This is a genomic window from Polymorphospora rubra, from assembly GCF_018324255.1.
In the GTDB taxonomy this organism is placed as follows: domain Bacteria; phylum Actinomycetota; class Actinomycetes; order Mycobacteriales; family Micromonosporaceae; genus Polymorphospora; species Polymorphospora rubra.
On sequence record NZ_AP023359.1, the window covers coordinates 904,972 to 923,480 of the forward strand.

The 18,509-nt window shown below is 71.7% G+C and carries 18 protein-coding genes and 1 pseudogene; 4 read left to right on the forward strand and 15 right to left on the reverse strand.

Annotated features, from left to right (window positions below; all coding sequences use genetic code 11):
* The first annotated feature begins 218 nt into the window (after positions 1 to 218).
* Positions 219 to 1,130, forward strand: a complete 912-nt coding sequence (locus Prubr_RS04000) for a phytanoyl-CoA dioxygenase family protein (protein WP_212821770.1) — start codon at positions 219 to 221, stop codon at positions 1,128 to 1,130.
* A 159-nt stretch (positions 1,131 to 1,289) separates the two neighbouring features.
* Positions 1,290 to 1,406: pseudogene (locus tag Prubr_RS36635) on the forward strand (transcriptional regulator); the annotation flags it as partial.
* Positions 1,407 to 1,462: 56 nt separating this feature from the next.
* Here Prubr_RS36635 and Prubr_RS04010 read toward each other — a convergent pair.
* From Prubr_RS04010 to Prubr_RS04040, 7 genes are all read right to left on the reverse strand, one after another.
* Positions 1,463 to 2,293 (reverse strand): carbohydrate ABC transporter permease, encoded by an 831-nt coding sequence (locus Prubr_RS04010; RefSeq protein ID WP_212821771.1) that lies wholly within the window; start codon positions 2,291 to 2,293, stop codon positions 1,463 to 1,465.
* Entirely contained in the window at positions 2,290 to 3,273 is a 984-nt protein-coding gene (locus Prubr_RS04015) for a carbohydrate ABC transporter permease (RefSeq protein WP_212821772.1), read from the reverse strand. Before Prubr_RS04015 ends, Prubr_RS04010 begins: the two co-directional genes overlap by 4 nt.
* Positions 3,270 to 4,553 (reverse strand): sugar ABC transporter substrate-binding protein, encoded by a 1,284-nt coding sequence (locus Prubr_RS04020; RefSeq protein WP_212821774.1) that lies wholly within the window; start codon positions 4,551 to 4,553, stop codon positions 3,270 to 3,272. The genes Prubr_RS04015 and Prubr_RS04020 overlap by 4 nt, the downstream gene beginning before the upstream one ends.
* A gap of 185 nt (positions 4,554 to 4,738) precedes the next feature.
* Complete coding sequence (locus tag Prubr_RS04025; protein WP_212821775.1) at positions 4,739 to 5,020, reverse strand: GlsB/YeaQ/YmgE family stress response membrane protein; 282 nt, start codon at positions 5,018 to 5,020, stop codon at positions 4,739 to 4,741.
* Between the two features lie 79 nt (positions 5,021 to 5,099).
* Positions 5,100 to 5,612 (reverse strand): NUDIX hydrolase, encoded by a 513-nt coding sequence (locus tag Prubr_RS04030; RefSeq protein ID WP_212821776.1) that lies wholly within the window; start codon positions 5,610 to 5,612, stop codon positions 5,100 to 5,102.
* Positions 5,609 to 7,492: a translation elongation factor 4 gene (gene lepA / locus Prubr_RS04035; RefSeq protein ID WP_212821778.1), complete on the reverse strand. Its 1,884-nt coding sequence runs from the start codon at positions 7,490 to 7,492 to the stop codon at positions 5,609 to 5,611. The genes Prubr_RS04030 and lepA overlap by 4 nt, the downstream gene beginning before the upstream one ends.
* Before the next feature lie 210 nt (positions 7,493 to 7,702).
* Entirely contained in the window at positions 7,703 to 8,281 is a 579-nt protein-coding gene (locus Prubr_RS04040) for a DUF4240 domain-containing protein (protein ID WP_212821779.1), read from the reverse strand.
* A gap of 150 nt (positions 8,282 to 8,431) precedes the next feature.
* On the opposite strand from Prubr_RS04040, the gene Prubr_RS04045 reads away from it, so the two are divergent.
* Positions 8,432 to 9,538 carry a phosphotransferase gene (locus Prubr_RS04045; protein WP_343221595.1) on the forward strand — a complete coding sequence of 369 codons (1,107 nt, stop codon included), beginning with the start codon at positions 8,432 to 8,434 and terminating at the stop codon, positions 9,536 to 9,538.
* A 108-nt stretch (positions 9,539 to 9,646) separates the two neighbouring features.
* Positions 9,647 to 9,919 carry a 30S ribosomal protein S20 gene (gene rpsT / locus Prubr_RS04050; protein WP_212821780.1) on the forward strand — a complete coding sequence of 91 codons (273 nt, stop codon included), beginning with the start codon at positions 9,647 to 9,649 and terminating at the stop codon, positions 9,917 to 9,919.
* 115 nt (positions 9,920 to 10,034) lie between these two features.
* Here the strand turns inward: rpsT and Prubr_RS38115 are convergent, their stop codons facing one another.
* The 8 genes from Prubr_RS38115 to nadD all read right to left on the reverse strand — a co-directional run bounded on the left by Prubr_RS38115 (position 10,035) and on the right by nadD (position 18,470).
* Positions 10,035 to 10,871 carry a hypothetical protein gene (locus Prubr_RS38115; protein WP_212821781.1) on the reverse strand — a complete coding sequence of 279 codons (837 nt, stop codon included), beginning with the start codon at positions 10,869 to 10,871 and terminating at the stop codon, positions 10,035 to 10,037.
* The gene (gene holA / locus Prubr_RS04060) at positions 10,868 to 11,851 is read right to left on the reverse strand and encodes a DNA polymerase III subunit delta (protein WP_212827444.1); all 984 of its coding nucleotides are present in this window, start codon (positions 11,849 to 11,851) and stop codon (positions 10,868 to 10,870) included. Before holA ends, Prubr_RS38115 begins: the two co-directional genes overlap by 4 nt.
* Positions 11,852 to 12,023: 172 nt before the next feature.
* Complete coding sequence (locus tag Prubr_RS04065) at positions 12,024 to 14,513, reverse strand: ComEC/Rec2 family competence protein (protein WP_212821782.1); 2,490 nt, start codon at positions 14,511 to 14,513, stop codon at positions 12,024 to 12,026.
* Positions 14,510 to 15,637: a helix-hairpin-helix domain-containing protein gene (locus Prubr_RS38120; protein WP_425517983.1), complete on the reverse strand. Its 1,128-nt coding sequence runs from the start codon at positions 15,635 to 15,637 to the stop codon at positions 14,510 to 14,512. The genes Prubr_RS04065 and Prubr_RS38120 overlap by 4 nt, the downstream gene beginning before the upstream one ends.
* 187 nt (positions 15,638 to 15,824) lie before the next feature.
* Complete coding sequence (locus Prubr_RS04075; protein WP_212821799.1) at positions 15,825 to 16,673, reverse strand: DegV family protein; 849 nt, start codon at positions 16,671 to 16,673, stop codon at positions 15,825 to 15,827.
* Between the two features lie 76 nt (positions 16,674 to 16,749).
* Positions 16,750 to 17,379 carry a histidine phosphatase family protein gene (locus tag Prubr_RS04080; RefSeq protein WP_212821802.1) on the reverse strand — a complete coding sequence of 210 codons (630 nt, stop codon included), beginning with the start codon at positions 17,377 to 17,379 and terminating at the stop codon, positions 16,750 to 16,752.
* Positions 17,376 to 17,774: a ribosome silencing factor gene (gene rsfS / locus Prubr_RS04085; protein WP_212821805.1), complete on the reverse strand. Its 399-nt coding sequence runs from the start codon at positions 17,772 to 17,774 to the stop codon at positions 17,376 to 17,378. The genes Prubr_RS04080 and rsfS overlap by 4 nt, the downstream gene beginning before the upstream one ends.
* A gap of 99 nt (positions 17,775 to 17,873) precedes the next feature.
* Entirely contained in the window at positions 17,874 to 18,470 is a 597-nt protein-coding gene (nadD, locus tag Prubr_RS04090; protein ID WP_212821808.1) for a nicotinate-nucleotide adenylyltransferase, read from the reverse strand.
* Positions 18,471 to 18,509 lie beyond the last annotated feature (39 nt).

Here is an 18,509-nt window from a genome sequence, read left to right on the forward strand (position 1 = left end):
AGGTGAGTCTTGTTGACCTACAGTCACCGCACAATCCGGCAAATGGTTCTTTATCCCGAACGATCAACAACGCCCAGCAACACAAAGTAATCGCACGCTCTCTTCGCGTAAGAGATTGGCCCGAGTCGGGGAAACAGTGCCATTCGGCCCGATGCCGGTGCTCGACCCTGGGGTTACGATCGGCAGCCTGTGCCGAAAGGCTTCGCTAGGCGGAGGGAATGAACGCCGTGTTCGATTACGGTGGCCGGACCGGGTACGAACCGATCAGTGACGTCGACCGCAAGGAATTCCACGAGCAGGGATTCCTGTTGCTGCGCAACGTGCTGACGGAGGATCACCGCGCCGCGCTGGAGGCGGCTGTCGACCGTGTCTACGCGGAGGAGAAGGCGGCCGGCAACACCACCAAGGACGGCACGCTGCACCTGCTGGGCTTCCTGGAGCGCGACGAGCTCTTCGGTCAACTCCTCACCCACCCGATCGCGTTCCCGTACATGTGGGGCCTGGCCGGGTGGAACATCTACACCCACCACAACCACCTCGACGTGACGCCGCCGGCGCTGGAGCCGGAGAAGCCGTACTGGGGCTGGCACCAGGACGGCTACCGGCAGAACTCCGACCCGGAGACCATGGACCCGAACCTGCCGCGGCCCATGTTCTCGCTCAAGGTCGCGTACGTCCTCTCCGACCTGTCGGAGAACGGCCGGGGCGCCACCAAGGTCATCCCGGGCAGCCACCTGTGGAACTCGCTGCCCCGGCCGACCGACCTGACGGTGCACAACCCGGACCCCGAGGGGACCGTGGAGATCACCGCCAACCCGGGTGACGCGTTCATCTTCGACCGCCGCCAGTGGCACTCGCGGTCGACGAACCTGTCGAACATCACCCGCAAGATGCTCTTCGTCGGCTACACCTACCGGTGGATCCGGCCGCTCGACGAACTGCACCCCGACCTGGCCGGTGAGTGGTACCAGAACCGCACCCCGGTCCAGCGGCAGCTGCTCGGCGAGGGCACGCACACCGCCAACTACTGGGGCATCAACTGGAACGGGTACGTCGACGACGAGATCCCGCTGCGCAAGGAGCTGAAGGAGCGCGGTCTGCTCGACCGCAGCATCCCCTGGCTGCGCTGATCCGTTCGACGTCGAGAGCCCCCGCCGCATCCGCGGCGGGGGCTCTCCGCATGTCCGGCCCCGTTCGGCGATCCATATCACCGGCCTGACGCTCGGCCTGGTGGCCATCGGGCTCGGGGTCGCGTTCGGCGTGCACGCACTGGGCTGTCGATCGTCAGCCTGCTCGGGACCACCGAATGGGCCGAGTTCAGATACGTCCGCGACAGTGTCGGCCTGTCCGACTCGGCCCTGTCCGAGCAGCTGACCACCCTGGAGGAGGCCGGCTACGTGCAGATCCGCAAGGCCTTCGTCGGCAAGCAGGCCCAGACCACCGTACGGCTCACCTCGGCCGGTCAGCCCTTGACGGCGCCGGCCACCAGCCCGGATACAATCCGCCGCTGCACCGCGATGAAGAAGATCATCACCGGCAGCGTGAGCAGGGTCGACGCGGCCATGACCGATCCCCAGGCGGTGTCGTCACGGCCGAAGAAGAACGTCATCGCCACCGGCAGGGTGTAGCGGCTCTGGTCGTTGATGAAGGTCAACGCGAAGATCAGCTCGTTCCACGCGACGATGAACGAGAAGATGCTGGTCGCCACCAGGCCGGGCGCGACCAGCGGCAGCAGGATCCGCCAGAACGTCTGGGCCCGGTTCGCCCCGTCGATGGCGGCGGCCTCCTCCAGTTCCTTCGGTACGGCCGCCACGAACCCGCGCAGCATCCACACCGCGAACGGCAGCGAGAACCCGATGTACGTCAGGATCAGGCTCGGCAGGGTGTTGTAGAGCCCGAGCCGCTGGATCATGAAGAACAGCGGGATGACCAGCGCCTCCAGCGGGATCATCTGCACCACCAGCAGCATGATCAGGAATGACGTCCGGAGTCGGAACCGGAATCGCGCCACCGCCGTCGCCGCCAGCAGTGCGATCAGCCCACTGACCAGCACCGTGGCGGCCGCGACCAGCAGGCTGTTGACGAAGAAGTCGGTGAAGGTGACACCCGGGATGAGGTTGCCGGTGAGGATCTCCCGGTAGTGCTGCAGCGTCGGCTCGCGCGGCACCGGCTGCGGCGTCGACGAGAAGATCTCCCGGTTGGGCTTGAACGACGTCGAGATCATCCAGAAGACCGGGAAGACCGCGAACAGCGCGACCAGCAGACCGGTCGCGTTCAGGACGGCGCGCTTCACAGCTCCTCCTGCTTGAGCAGGGCCCGGATGTAGAACCCGGTGACGACCAGCAGGATCAGCGTGAGGATGACGGCGGCCGCGGAGCCCAGGCCGTACTTGGGCGGGGGCGAGAAGGCCGTGGCGTACGAGTAGATGCTCAGCATGTACGTCGACCGGTCCTGGGTGCCGCCGGCCAGCGCGTACTGCTGCGTGAAGACCTTGAAGTCCCAGATGGTCGACAGCACCACCAGGATGCCGAAGACCGGCCGCAGCAGCGGAGAGGTGACCGACCAGAAGACCCGCCAGGGGCCCGCACCGTCGACCCGGGCGGCCTCGTGCAGTTCACTCGGCACACTCTTCAGGCCGGCCAGCACACTGACCGCGATGAACGGGAACGAGTGCCAGACCACGACCAGGGTGAGGATGGCGAAGAACAGCAGCGGGTCGTTGAACCAGCCGTAGCCGGTCCAGTTGGCCCGGCCGAAGAGAGCCCCGGACAGGCCGTCGGGCAGCGCGTTGAAGAACCAGGTGACCAGGCCGCTGGTGTCGTCGAAGATCCATTTCCAGACGATCGCACCGGTCAGCGCCGGGGTGGCCCAGGCCAGCATCACGCAACTGCCGACGAAGGTCGCCATCCGCCGGCCGAGCCGGTTGAGCAGCAGGCCGACCAGGGTCCCCAGGATCATCGTGAGGACCACGTTCGCGGCCGCGAAGAGCACGGTGTTGCGCAACACCGTACGGAAGAACGGATCGCCGAGGATCTCGGCGTAGTTGCCCAGCCCGGCCCACGGCCACTCGCGCTCGCCGCGTACCTGGCGGACGCTGTCCAGGTCGTACAGCGACATCACCACGACCTGGCCCAACGGCCAGAGCAGCAGTACGCCGATGACCAGCGCGCAGGGCAGCAACAGCAGGTAGGGAACGTGGTCCAGCCGGCGGCGCCGCCGGACGGGGGTCTCCCGGCCGGCGGCGCTCTCGGGTGCCTTGGTCAGCGTCGTCACTGTGCGTTGAGGATGCTTTCCATCTCGGCGGCGGCATCGGCGGTGGCCTGTTCGACCGTCTTCTGCCCCTTCATGATTGAGCTGTTCATGGCCTGGGTGACCGTCCGGTTCCGGCTGACCTCGACCCACTTGGGCGTCATCGGGGTCAGCTTGGTGCTCTTCATCGTGGTGGCGAAGGCAGCCATGATCTTGTCGCCGGCGTACTTCTCGCTGCCCACGAGGTCCTGGTAGACCGGGAAGAAGCCCACGCTGTCGGCGAACTTCTGGGCATTCTTCTTGTTCAGCAGGATCGTGGTGTAGTCCCAGGCCAGGTCCTTGACCTTGCTGTCCTCCCAGATCGCGATGTCCGAGCCGCCGGCGAACGCGGGCGCCGGCTGGCCGTTCGGGCCGGGGATCGGGAAGGTGCCCCACACCTTTTCGATGTCCGGGTTGTCCTTCTTGATCGCACCCTGCTGCCAGCTGCCGGCGAACGCCATCGCCGCCTTCCCGGTGGCGAACTGGGTACGGGCGTCGACCTCGTTCCACCCGGCGGCGGCCGGCGGGGCGATCTTGTGAACGGTGACCATCTCGGTCCAGAACTTCACCGCGGACTGCGCCTCCGGGCTGGTGTAGCCGGACTTCCAGCTGGTGCCGCTGCCGGTGGCGATCTCGCCGCCGGCAGCCCACAGGAACGAGTAGAAGGGCAGCTCGGAGTTGCCGGGCAGGGCGATGCCGTAGGCGTCGGGACGCTTGGCCTGCACCGCCTTGCCGGCGGCGAGCAACTCCTCCCAGGTCGTCGGTGGGGTGTTGATGCCGGCCTCGGCGAACCAGTCGGTGCGGTAGTAGATGCCGCGGACGCCGGCGTACCATGGCACGCCGTACTGCTTGCCCTCGAGCTGGGCGTTCTTCACCAGGTCGGGCAGGATGTCCCTGCCCTCGGCCCAGCCGGCCATCCGGTCGCTGATGTCGGCCAGCGCCTCCTGCGCCGCCCAGCCCTGCGTCTCGGTGTTGCCGAGTTCGGTGACGTCCGGCCCCTCCCCGCCGGCGAGGGCGGCCTGGAATTTCTTCGGCGCCTCGAGCCACGGGATGTACTGCACCACCACGTCGGTGTCGGGGTGCTTCTGCTGGAATTCCGCCTCGACCTCGGCGAGGAACGCGGTCTGGGCCTCGCTGCCCTCACCCATCATCCAGACCGTGAGCTTGCTGGTGTCGGCCGCCTCGTCACCGCCACCACCACACGCGGTGAGCAGCATCGCGGCCGAGGCCACCACGGCGGCGACCGGCCCTCTCCACTTCTTCACGACACCCTCCCGTACCCGGCATTTACCTTCCCCGCCGCACCCTAGTAGGAAAATTTCCTTTACGACAGGGGGTGGTCCGGGCCACTTCACGCCGGGCGCCGGGCAGCAACGTGGAGGCGCCAGGCCGACCGGCCTGGCGCCTCCACGCTTCGATTTATCGCGTTATCGCGGCGAGCCGCAGATCGTCAACGGGTCACGCGTCGGCGACCGCCACCCATTCCGGACACCAGCGCGACACCGATCGCGGCGAGCACCACCTGGACCAGCAACTCCGCCCAGTCGATCCCGGCGGTCGAGGTGGCGATGCCGGCGGCCCGCGCGATCACGGTACCGAGCAGTGCCGCGCCGACACCGATGAGCATCGTGAGCCAGATCGGGATGCTCTGGCGCCCCGGTACGACCAGACGGCCGAGCGCGCCGATGATCAGACCGACGATGAGAGCGGTGATAATTCCGGTGACCGTCATGGTCGCCTCCTTCGAGGGGATCGGTTTCACGTCGTCGTGACGTGTAGTTCCCGACCCCTCGAACATCCAAACCGGCTGATCACCGGACCATCCGGGCAGCGTCCCGGATTGCCGCGTCCATCGTCGAAAATGCCAGCTCAGGCGGTGTGTGCAGAGCGAACCAGGCCAGCTCGGAAGACTCCGCCGGGTCCAGCTTCACCGCGCCGTTCCCGATCGACGCGAGGAAGAAACAGTCGAGTACGGGCAGCGCCTCGCCCTGGAAGTCGTAGCTGCCGACGTACATGCCGACGAAGTCGCCGACAGTGACCTCGACGCCCAGTTCCTCGCGCCCCTCGCGCACCGCGGCGGCGGCCGGATGCTCCGCGCCGTCGCAGAAGCCGCCGGGCGTCTCCCAGCGGCCGGCCCCTGGTTCGGCGGCCCGGCGCAGGGCCAGGAACCGGTCGCCGTCCAGCACGATCAGACCCACCGTCGGACGGGCGTTGACGAAGAGCTGGTAGCCGCACCCGACGCACGCGGTAGGCGGGGCGGCCGGCAGGGCTGCGGCGCACCGCGGGCAGAACCGGGCCTGCGGCCCGTACGCCCGCGGGATCACTTCTTGCCGCCGCCCTTGCCGCCGTCGCCGCCGTCGGAGGTGGACAGCGCGGCGATGAACGCCTCCTGCGGCACCTCCACCCGGCCGACCATCTTCATCCGCTTCTTGCCTTCCTTCTGCTTCTCCAGCAGCTTGCGCTTACGGGTGATGTCACCGCCGTAGCACTTGGAGAGCACGTCCTTGCGGATCGCCCGGATGGTCTCGCGGGCGATCACCCGGCTGCCGATCGCCGCCTGGATCGGCACCTCGAACTGCTGCCGGGGGATCAGCTTCTGCAGCTTCGCGGCGATCGTCGTGCCGTAGTTGTAGGCCTTGTCCTTGTGCACGATCGCGCTGAACGCGTCGACCGGCTCGCCGTGCAGCAGGATGTCGACCTTGACCAGGTCGGACCGCTGCTCCCCGGAGGGCTCGTAGTCGAGGCTGGCGTACCCCTTCGTACGGCTCTTGAGCTGGTCGAAGAAGTCGAAGATGATCTCGGCGAGCGGCAGCGTGTAGCGCAGCTCGACCCGGTCGGCCGACAGGTAGTCCATGCCGAGCAGGCTGCCCCGCCGTCCCTGGCACAGCTCCATCACGGCGCCGACGTAGTCGTTGGGGGTCAGCACCGTCGCCCGGACCACCGGCTCGTAGACCTCGGCGATCTTGCGGGTCGGGTATTCGCTCGGGTTGGTCACCGTAACCTCGTCGCCCTCCTCGGTGACCACCCGGTAGACGACGTTCGGCGCGGTGGAGATCAGGTCGAGGTTGAACTCGCGCTCCAGCCGCTCGGCAATGATCTCCAGGTGGAGCAGGCCGAGGAAGCCGCAGCGGAAGCCGAAGCCCAGCGCGGCACTGGTCTCCGGCTCGTAGGCGAGCGCCGCGTCGTTGAGCTTCAGCTTGTCGAGCGCGTCCCGCAACGCCGGGTAGTCGGAGCCGTCGATCGGGTAGAGCCCGGAGTAGACCATCGGCTTCGGGTCCTTGTAGCCACCCAGCGGCTCCGTCGCCGGCCGCGAGCTGATGGTGACCGTGTCACCGACCCGGGACTGGCGGACGTCCTTCACCCCGGTGATCAGGTAGCCGACCTCGCCGACCCCGAGCGCCCCGCCCTTGACCATCTCGGGCGAGATCACCCCGATCTCCAGCAGCTCGTGCACCGCGCCGGTCGACATCATCTTGATCCGCTCGCGGGCCTCGATCTTCCCGTCGATGACCCGGATGTAGGTGACCACGCCCCGGTAGACGTCGTAGACCGAGTCGAAGATCATCGCGCGGGCCGGCGCGTCGGCGACGCCGACCGGCGGGACGAACTGCCGCACGATCTCGTCGAGCAGGTGCGGCACCCCCTCACCGGTCTTGCCCGACACCCGGATGCAGTCCTCCGGCTGGCCGCCGATCAGGTGCGCCAACTCCTCGGCGAACTTGTCGGGCTGCGCCGCCGGCAGGTCGATCTTGTTGAGCACCGGGATGATGTGCAGGTCGTTCTCGAGCGCCAGGTAGAGGTTGGCCAGCGTCTGCGCCTCGATGCCCTGCGCGGCGTCGACCAGCAGGATGGCCCCTTCGCAGGCGGCCAGCGAGCGCGACACCTCGTACGTGAAGTCGACGTGACCCGGCGTGTCGATCATGTTGAGGACGGCGGTCTCGCCCGCGCGGTCACCCTCGCGGATGGTCCACGGCATCCGGACCGCCTGGCTCTTGATCGTGATGCCGCGCTCGCGCTCGATGTCCATCCGGTCGAGGTACTGCGCGCGCATCTGCCGGGGGTCGACGACCTCGGTGAGCTGGAGCATCCGGTCGGCCAGCGTGGACTTACCGTGGTCGATGTGCGCGATGATGCAGAAGTTCCTGATGCGGGCCGGGTCGGTGGCACCAGGGGTGTTCGCGCCGGGGTCGGGCGTCGGTGGCACGGGCGTCCGTTCTCGTTGCGTGGTCTGGTCGGGTCTGGGTGACTCGGTCTGGTCTTGGTGACTCGGTCGGGTCTGGATGTCGGTCGGGTCTGGTCGCTGTCTCGCCGATTGCCGACTCGCCGTCGGCAACGGCCGGCACGGGTGCCGGCCACCCCCTATGTTCCCATGCCCGCCGACGCACGGTCGGATCACTCCTCGGGCGGCCCCGGATCACTCCTCCGGTGGCTCGGTGAAGAGTGCGGCCAGGCGGGGCAGCCGCCGCCGGATCTCGTCCTCGTCGTCGAAGTCCCAGAAGTCGTCGAACCCGGGGCGCGCCGGCCCGGCACCCGACCGGGGCAGGTCCGCACCGGCCACCCGGCGGTAGGCCACGCCGGCCGCGCGGAGGATCTCCACGCAGCCCAGCTCCGCCCCGGTCGACGCGGCCCGCCGCACCGCCGGCACCCCGGCCAGCGAATCCGGATCGGCCACCGCGTCGGCCAGCGTCCGCCGCCCCTGGGCGACCAGCCACCCCCGGAAGTGGTCGAACCCCTCGTCGGAGCAGCCACCGTTGATCAGGTAGGCGGTCGCCCACAGGTCGACCTTCGCCGACGCGGTCAGCACCCGTTCCAGGTGCCGGTCCCACGCCACGATCGCCTCCGGTGCGCCGGTGGCCAGAACGTCGACCAGCCGGGCCGCCACCTCGGCCGGCGCGGCGTCGACCTCCGCACCGGACGGCCCGCCCGGTGCGGAGGATCCGGCCGGGCCGCGCCGGGCCAGGTCGACCGCGGCCCAGAACTGCTCGGTGTTCACGACCGCCCCCCGTTCCCCGCCCGGCCGCCGCCGGCAGTGCCGGGTCCGCCAACTCGCTCGCTCATGACGAGCGAGTCTGCCAGGCCGGTGTGTCGTGGCGGGACATTCGGCGACCGGGTCGACGGGTACCGGGCGGGCAGAATGGTTGCCATGCGTGTCACCTCCCTGCCCCCGGTGCCGTACGGCGCGACCGCCGTCCGTCCAGGGTGGGCGGACCTGCCGGCGGACCTGCGGACCGCGATCACCGCGCGGCTCGGCGCCCAGGTCACCTGGGCCGCCCCGGCGACCGGCGGATTCACCCGCGGGTTCGCCGCCGTCCTCGACCTCGCCGGCGGGGACCGGGTCTTCGTCAAGGCCGCCGACCTGGTCGACCAGCGCCACCTCAGCGACTGGTACGCCCACGAGGCGGCCGTGGCCGCCCTGCTGCCGCCGGCGGTGGCCGCGCCCCGCCCCCGTTGGACGCTGACCACCGCCGGACACTTCGTGGTCTGTTTCGACGCGGTCGACGGGCAGGTGCCGGCACTGCCCTGGCGGCCGGCCGACCTCGACGCCACGCTCGCCGCCTGGGCGACCGCCGCCACCGCCCTGCGCGAGCCACCGGCCGAACTGGTGACCGTCGGACTGCCCGCAATGGCCGACCTGGCCCGCAACGACCTGTCCTGGTGGCAGGAGATCGCTACCGGCCGGGAGCCGCTGCCCGTTACCACCCCGCCGTACGCCCGCCCGCTGGTCGAGGAACTCGCCGCGCTCGAACAGCGCCTGCCCGACCTGCTGACCGCCCCCGGGCTCCTGCACGGTGACCTGCGTCTCGACAACGTGCTCATCGACGGCCGGGGCGCGGCGTGGTTCGTCGACTGGAACTGGCTGTGTCACGGGCCCGCCTGGTTCGACACGGCGACGCTGCTGGTCACCGCGTACGCCAGTGGCCTGGACGCCGACGCACTCTTCGTCGGGCATCCGACCGGCCGGGACGCACCGCCGCAGGCCCTCGACGCGGCCCTCGCCGCGCTCTGCGGCTACTGGCTGAGCCGGGCGGCCGCCGCGCCCACCGGCGCGTCCGAGCACCTGCGCCCCACCAGCTGTGGAGCGGTGAGACCGCGCTGGACTGGCTGGCCGCCCGCCAGGGTTGGCGCTGACCGGCCCGGGCGGCCGACCAGCGCTCGCCCGTGCCGGCGGGCCGTGTCCCCGGCCCGGGTCGGGGCGTTTTGGCTCGTCGCCGGGCCACCTGGTAACCTGGCTCTTCGCGTGTGGCGATGAATGCTGCAACAACCTCGAATGTCGATCATGTAACGGTCGCGGTTGTCGCTGACGATTGTCGCCTACGCCCGAGTCAACCAACCCGAACTACCAGGACGAGGCTGTCGCGTGGCGAACATCAAGTCCCAGATCAAGCGCAACCGGCAGAACGAGAAGCGCCGGGTGCGTAACAAGTCGGTCAAGTCGTCGCTGAAGACCGCCATCCGCAAGTTCCACGAGGCGACCGAGGCTGGCGAGACCGAGAAGGCGACCGCGCTCCTGCTCGACGCCTCGCGCCAGCTCGACAAGGCCGCGAGCAAGGGTGTCATCCACAAGAACCAGGCGGCGAACCGCAAGTCGGCCATCGCCAAGCGTCTGAACTCGGTCTCCGCCGCCGCCTGACGGGTTCGACGCACCCGCAAGCTTCGACAGGCGCCGACCGGTTTCCGATCCGGTCGGCGCCTATCATGCTGCACCTGGCACGTCAGCCCCCACTCCCGCGAAGCGCCCTCCCTGGCTATTCGTAGCGGTGGCTGCCGGACTGACGCGCCCGCTGCTCCGCGGTGTCGGGTTCCTCGATACCGGCCGGCCACGACTGTGCCGGCCGGTACTCCAGCGGCTCGGTCGGGTGCATGTTGACCGCGTACGGACCGGCACCGGCACGCCCGATCGCCGGCGGCTCGGCGAGGTATCGACCGCTCCCGCCGGGCGCCGTGCCGCCACGTCCCCGCTCGTCGATCGCCGTCTCGTGGCCGTCGTCTCCCGCTCGCGCCACCGGTTGCGAAACCGCCGGAACTGAGCCGCCGGCCTGCTGCCCGCCCGCGTTCGCCCGCTCGGGGCGCCGGGCCGGTTCGTCGCCGGACCGGACGGAACCTTCGACCGTCGACCTTCCGGGTCCACCGAATGTGACATCGGCCGGCTCCGTCGCAGGGGGTTCGGTGCCGCCCGCTGCGCCGCCGGTCCGGACGCTGTCCATCGACACCTTGCCGGTCACCGGGCCGGACCGGGCGGCTTCTGTTCCCGCGACGGTGGCCCGGCCCACCGCCGAACCCCGTTCCTGGCGGAAGCGGGCCCGTTCGCGGGCCGGCACCCCCTCCGCGGACCGGACGACCGCCCCGGCGACGACGTCGTTGAGCTTCACCATGGCGGCGACGACCAGCGGCAGTACGGGCACCACCCAAGGGGACACCAGTTCGGCGAGCGCGAGCAGGAGGCCGAGCGCAATCGCACCCTCGAAGAAGCAGAAGCACAGTGCCCCGCTGGGGTTGAGGTGCTTCAGGAAGAGCAGCCGGGCGTAGAGGGGCCGCGTCTCGGTGCGGTTCGCCGAGTGGTCGGCCGGTAGGTCGGCCGTCATCGCCCCCCGCTTCCGTGCCGGGCGGCGGCGACCGCGAAGACCGCCCGTTCGAGGGCGTACGCACGGTCGTCGGCACCGCCCTTGACGGCGGCGTTGCACTCGGCGGCGGCCCGCATCGCGTCGGCGAGCCCTTCCGGGCTCCACCCGCGCCCCTGACGCTGGGCCCGTTCGACCTTCCACGGCGGCATGCCGAGACTGCTCGCCATCTGGTAGGAGCTGCCCCGGCCGGCCGAGACGACCCTGGCCACCGTACGGACCCCGTCGGCGATGGCGTCGGCGATCGGCACCGGATCGACCCCGACGTGCAGGGCCCACCGCAGTGCTTCGAGCGCGGCGGCGACATCGCCGACCATCGCCGCGTCGGCGACGGTGAACCCGCTCACCTCGGCGCGCCCCCGGTAGTAGCGGGCCACGGTGTCGGCACCGATCCGACCGTCGGTGTCGGCCAGCAGTTGCGAGCAGGCGGCGGCCAGCTCGCGCAGGTCGTTGCCGACTGCGGCGACAAGTGCCTCGGCGGCTTCCTCGGTGCAGCGCCCACCGCCGCGCCGGATCTCGTCACGGACGAACGCGATCCGCTCCTTCTCTTTCTTGACCTTGGGCACCGGAACGACGGCCGCACCGGCGGCGCGCAGCCCGTCGGCGAACGCCTTTCCCTTGGCCGCGCCGAGGTGGGTGACCACGAGGGTGACCTCGGGATCGGGGTTCTTGGCGTACGCGAGCAGGACCGTCACCAGGTCCTTGCGGGCGTCCTGCCCGGCCCGCAGGACCAGCACCCGCCGTCCGCCGAACAACGACGGGCTGAGCATCTCGGCCACCTCGCCGGGCGCGACCGAGCCGGCCTCGTACTCCCGTACGTCGAGATTGGGGTCGACCGCCCGGGCGTCGGTGACGGTCTGGGCGACCGCACGGTTGGCGAGCAGCTCCTCGTCGCCGAGCACGAGCACGATCGGAGCGGGACCGGTGGAAGTCACGCCCGACATCGTCGCACGGGCCCCGGCCGGGTCGGGTTCGCTCACCTCTTCCTGTGGTCGAGGCATCACCCACCGCCAATCCCGACAATTCATCCGCCCCGATAGGCCGGCCCGTCGCCTCCGATGCCGCTGTCGATGCACCCGAAGACCGTCGGCGTTCCCCCGACCCGCGCCGCCCCGGTCAGCGGGCCTGGTGGTCGGGGCCGCGTACGACCACCGCGAGCCCCCGCTCGCCGACGACCACGGCGAGGTCACCGTCCACGTCGGTACGCAGCACCCGCGCGCCACCGCGCGTGAGCATGGCGAGCAGGGCCGGATTCGGGTGTCCGTAGTCGTTGTCGACGCCGACCGACACCAGGGCGACGGCGGGATCGACCGCCGCCAGGAACGCCGCGTCCTGGTAGACCGACCCGTGGTGGGGAACCTTGAGCAGCTCCGCCCGTACGCCGGCCGGACCGTACCGTTCGAGCAGCGCACGCTGTTCCTCCTCCTCGGCGTCGCCGGTGAACAGCATCGTGGTCCCGCCGACCCGGGCCCGCAGGACGAGTGAGTTGTTGTTGGGGTCGGACCGGGTGCCGGACATCCCCTCCGGCGGTCCAACCACGGTGAGCTCCACCTGACCGGCCGCGAACCGCCAGCCGGCAGCGACCTGTCGGGGTACGACGCCCCGGGTGGCGGCGGCCAGTTCGACGGCGTCGCGCCCGGCGGCCGGCTCCGGCCACGCGGTCGTCACCACCGCACCGAGCCGGCGGCCACGCAGCACACCGTCGAGTCCGGCGACGTGGTCGGCGTGGAAATGGCTGATCACCAGCAGCGACACTTCCCGGATCCCGAGCCGGCGCAGGCAACGGTCGGCCGCCGCGGGGTCAGGGCCGGCGTCAACCACCACCGCGCGCCCCGCCGCGATCGGCAGTACGGCCGTGTCCCCCTGCCCGACCGCGCAGGCGGCGACCACCCAGCCCGACGGCGGCCAACCCGGGGCGGCCAGCCGTACCGGCAGTGCCCCGACGACCACCGCCGCGACGCCGACCGCCAGCAGCCGCCGTACCGCCGGGCGCCGCGCGAGCCGCACCACCACGAGGGTGAGCAGGCCCAACGACAGGCCGCCGGCGACACCGTCGAGCCAGGGCAGGGTGCCGGCCGGGGCACGGGCGCCGTACCGGGCGACGACGACGAGCCACCACGCCGGCCAGCCACCGAGCCAGGCCGCGAACTCCGCCCCGGCCGGCCAGAGCGGAGACACCACGGCGGCGCCGACGCCGAGCACGGTGGCCGGCGCGATCGCCGGGACCGCCAGCAGGTTCGCCGGTACGGCCACCAGGCTGACCGTGCCGGACAGTCCCGCCACCACGGGGCCGCAGGCGAGCTGGGCGGCGGCCGGCACCGCGAGCGCGTCGGCGAGCCAGGTGGGTGTCCCACGCCTGCGCAGCGCGTCCCGCCACCCGGGCGCGAGCAGCAACAGGCCGCCGGTGGCGAGTACCGACAGGGCGAATCCGGCGTCGCCGGCCAACCCGGGGTCGTAGACGACCAGGACCGTCACCGCGGCCCCGAGGGCGGGCAGCGCGGCCCGGGGCCGGCCCGTCGCGAGCCCGATCAGCGCGATGGCGCCCATCGTGCCGGCGCGTACGACGCTCGGCGACGGTCGGGCCAGAATGACGAAACCGACCAGCGCGAGGGCGCACGCGGTGGCGGCGAGCCACGGGCCGGCCCGGGCCCAGCGCGCCAGCAACAGCACCAGCCCAATGACAATCGCGACGTTCGACCCGGAAACAGCAACCAGGTGCGTCATGCCGGTGGCCCGGAAGTCCTCCTCGACCGCCGGGTCGAGCCGGCTGGTGTCGCCGACGACCAGGCCGGGCAGCAACCCACCGGGCTCGTCGGGCAGCGGCGCACAGGCCAACTGGAGCCCGGCCCGCAGGGAACCCGCGGCGCGCTGCGCCCACGACGGCTCACCGACCAGCACGGGGGCGGTGCCGGTGTTGAGCACCGCGGCGTGCAGGTCGCCACCGCGCGGCTGTGCGAGCCGACCGGTCGCGGTGAGCCGCTGCCCTGGCAGCAGGGGGCGCCACCCGGCGTCGGTGGCCAGGACGAGCAGTCGCAGGCGGGCGTCGATCCGGCCGCCCTCGTCGGGGCGGATCCAGGTGGTCTGCGCCCGGACCAGGTAGAGCGGCGGGCGACCGGCGGAGCCGGCAACCGGCCGGGGATCGTCGCGGACGACCAGTTCGACCGTCACCGAGGCGCGGCCGGCCACGAGATCGGTGACCGGTCCGGCGTCGCGCACCGCGACCCGGGCGCCGGCCGCGGCGCTGCCGCAGAGCAGGCCCAGCAGCACCGACACCGCGATCCAGAGCCGGTGGTCCGGCCGGGGCGTCCGGAGCCGGCGGCGGGCCACCGGCGGGCGGTCGACCGGGACCGGTGCGCCGGATGCCGACGGACCGACCGAACGAGGGACGGAAATCGACGGGCCGAGTCTCGACGGGCCAAGGAGCAGGGCCAGCAGGGTCAGCACGGCTCCGGCCGCGACCGCGACGGTGACCGCCACGGGCCAGTACAGGGCCCCGAGGGCCGACAGCCAGGTCGCCACCGCGAACCCCGCCAGGCGCAGGTCGGGTGGATCGGCCGCGCGGCGGGCGTCGGCGCCGGGAAGGCCGTCCCCGTCCCGGGTCTTCACACCGTCACCAGGTCCTTGAGTTCCTCGTAGCGGCTCTCCCCGATCCCGTCGACCTGCCGCAGATCGCCCACGCTGCGGAAGCCGCCCCGGCGTTCGCGGGCGTCGAGGATGCGTTGGGCCAGCACCGGGCCCACGCCGGGCAGAGCGTCCAACTGCGCGAGGGTGGCCGTGTTGAGGTTGAGCCTGCCGCCCGGTGCCGCTCCGGCGGTCTCACCACCCGCGGGGTTGCCGGCCGCGCCCGGCACGCCCGGCGGCGCGGTGACACCGACGAGGATCAGTTCTCCGTCGACCAGCTTGCGGGCGAGATTGAGCAACGCGACGTCGACTCCGGGCAGCGCGCCGCCGACGGCGGTGAGCGCGTCCGCGACCCGCGACCCCGCGGGCAGCCGCACCAGGCCGGGACGGTGCACCCTGCCCGCGACGGCGACCACGACCTCCGTCGCGGCCGGTGCGCCGGCCGGCTCCGCCGGGGCGTCCACACCGGCGGGATCCATCGACGCGGACACGACCGGCTCCTCCCGTGGCCGCGCCCACCAGGCCCACCCGGCCGCCGCGACGACGACCACCGCCGCGACGGCCGCGAGCGCCTTCACACCCCGCCGCCCCGGATCGAACGCCCCGGCGCCGCCGAGCCGGCTCGGCGGCGCCCCGGCCGACGGATCGGCGGGCGGATCGGCCTCCGCTTCCCAGGCGAGCGGCCGGGCCGGGGTGGTCGGCGGGTCGGCCCGGCGGGTGTCCCGCCCGACCGTCGACGGGTCGGCGGTCGGGCTCCGGGTGAGCCAGGGCCAGTCCGGCGGATCGCCGAGCCGGTCCGGCCGCGGACCGACGTCCGCGCCGGGCCATCCGACCGGCGGGTCCACCACGGGTCCGACCGGCCGCGACCCCGCGGCGGTGTCCCCGACCACCGGAGCACCGACCGCCGGTGGCGCGCCCACCGGGTCGTGCCCGGGCGCCATGGCCCGCAGCGGATGCCGCAACGGATCCAGGAACGGCCCGGCCCGCGGGCGTGGGTCGGCCACACCGGAGCCGGGCACGTCCGCACCGTCGCGCTGGCGTAGGGCGACCGGCCGGTCGGCCAGCCGCATCAGGCGCTGGCTTACGACGGTCTCGTCATCGTCGGACACGCGGCGACGCTATGGGGGCGGGCCGGGGACCGGCGCTCCCGAGACGCCGCGCTGTGGACGACCGGGTCCCCTGTGGACGGAAGCCTGATCATGCGAATCTCTGCTATGGCACCCACCGCGACGGCGGCCCCACGCATCCCGGCCACACCGCTCCCCGGCATGCCGCAACGAGGCGGCCGGGTACGGGTCAGGGGCGGCGGTGGACGACCACGCAGGCGAGGCCCGGGCCGGCGTGGGCGGCGACGACCGCCCCGATCTCGGTCACGTACACGTCGTGCAACCGCTCCCCCAGCCGGCCGGTGAGCGCCTCGGCGAGACCGGCGGCCCGCTCCGGCGCGGCGAAGTGGTGCACCGCCAGGTCCACGTCGGCGTCGCCGGCGGCCTCGACGGCCAGGTCGACGAGCCGGGCGAGGCCACGACTGGGCGTACGCACCTTCTCCCGGATGACGATCGCGCCGCCCACGACGTGCAGGATCGGCTTGACCGACAGGGCGGTGCCGAGCAGTGCGGACGCCGCCGTGATCCGGCCGCCCTTGCGAAGGAACTCCAGCGTGTCGACGTAGAACAGGGCGCTGGTGCGGTCGATCGTGTCGAGGGCGACCTGCCGTACCCGGTCGAGGTCCGCGCCCCGGGCGGCGACCGCGCCGGCCGCGAGCGCGGGGAAGCCGAGTCCCATCCCGGTCGACCGGGCGTCGACGACGGCGACCCGGTCGCCGATGTCGGCGGCGGCGATCCGGGCGGCGTCGACGGTGCCGGACAGTTCGGCGGACAGGTGCACCGACAGCACGGCCGTGGCGCCGCTGTCGAGCAGCCGTCGGTAGGTCCGGAGGAACTGTTCGGGGGCGGGGCGCGAGGTGGTGACCGCGGTGCGCCGGGCGGTCAGGGCCCGGGCGACCTGGTCGGTGGTGACGTCGACGCCCTCGCTGCCGTCGACACCGTTGACGACCACGGTCAGCGGCACGACGGTCAGGTCGTGTGCTCCGGCCAGCTCGACCGGCAGGTAGGCGGTGGAGTCGGTGACGACGGCGACGGACATTCCGGCACGGTAGCCGATCAGGGCCGCTGCCGCCGATCGGGTGAACGGCGGCAGCGGCCGCGGACGCGAGTCGGGGTCAGGTGCCGGCGGGGATGGTGGTCGCGGGGTTGACGCCCACGTTGTGGGCCCGCAGCCGCCAGCCCCGGCCGGCCTCGAGGCGCAGTTCGGTCCAGTGACAGTTCTGCAGCGGGCCGACGGTGTGCAGGATCGAGGTCGGCCAGCCCAGCAGGTGGCCGACCCCCTGCCGGGCGGCGCCACCGTGGGTGGCGATCACGATCGTGCCGCCCGGGGTGGCGTCAGCGGCCGCCTGCAACGCCTCGGCCATCCGTTTGCCCATGTCGTCGAGGCTCTCGACCTCGCAGCCGGGAGACTCGTCGCCGGACCGCCAGCGGGCGTACTCGGCCGGGTGCCGCTCGGCGATCTCGGGCGAGGTGAGGCCCTGCCAGAGGCCGTAGTAGCGCTCCCGCAGCCGGACGTCGGTGCCGACCGGCAGGCCGGTCAGTGCGGCCAGGGTGTCGGCGGTGTCCCGGGCCCGCTGGAGGTCGCTCGCGACGATCGCGTCGGGTCGCATGGCGGCCAGCAGCGGTGCGGCGGCCAACGCCTGCTCACGGCCGAGGTCGTTGAGGGCCGTGTCGGTCTGGCCCTGCACCCGGTCGATCGCGTTCCAGTCGGTGTTGCCGTGCCGCCACAGCAGCAACCGGGTCATTCGCCGGCACCCGCCTCGGCGTCGACGAGGTCCCGGTCGACGAACGGGATCGTCGGGCAGTCCTTCCACAGCCGGTCCAGGGCGTAGAACTCCCGCTCCTCGGTGTGCTGGACGTGGATCACCACGTCGACGTAGTCGAGCAGCACCCACCGGCCGGACCGTTCACCCTCGCGGCGGACGGGCTTGGCCTTCTCGGGGAGGTTCAGCAGGCTCTCCTCGATCGCGTCGACGATGGCGATCACCTGGCGCTCGTTGGGCGCGGAGGCGAGCAGGAACGCGTCGGTGATGACGAGCTGGTCCCCGACGTCGATGATGACGACGTCCTGCGCCTTCTTGTCGGCGGCGGCCTGGGCGGCAGCCAGCGCGAGTTCGCGGGCGCGGTCGGAAACTGTCACCGTTCTCCTTCTGGTCGACCGTAAGACCTGTCTAGCCTCTCACATGACACCGGTCGCCAGCCGCTCGGTTACTCGGGCATATGGGACGAGAAGGGCGAATCACGTCTGGTACAGGCGCCGTTTTGCGATGTACTGCACAACCCCGTCCGGCACCAGATACCACACCGGCTTGCCCGCCGCGACCCGCGCGCGGCAGTCGGTCGACGAGATGGCCATCGCAGGCACCCGCACCAGGCTCACCGCGTCGTCGGGCAGGTGGGCTGCGGACAGTTCGAACCCGGGCCGGGTCACCCCGATGAAGTGCGCCAGCTCGAACATCTGGTCGGTGTCCTTCCAGGAAAGGATCTTGTCCAGGGCGTCGGCACCGGTGATGAAGAACAGCCGGGTGTCCGGGCCGTACTCGGCCCGCAGGTCGCGCAGCGTGTCAACGGTGTAGGTCGGCCCGTCCCGGTCGACGTCTGCGCGGCTCACCTGGAAACGCGGGTTCGAGGCGGTCGCTACGACCGTCATCAGATAGCGGTCCTCGGCCGGGCTGACCGGCACGTCCTCCTTCTGCCACGGCTGCCCGGTCGGCACGAAGACGACCTCGTCCAGCCCGAACCGGTCGGCGACCTCGCTGGCCGCCACGAGATGCCCGTGATGGATGGGGTCGAACGTGCCACCCATGATCCCGATCCGCCGCGCGCCGTCCGCCACGCATCGATCGTAAGCCGATCATGGACCGGCCCGCCCGGT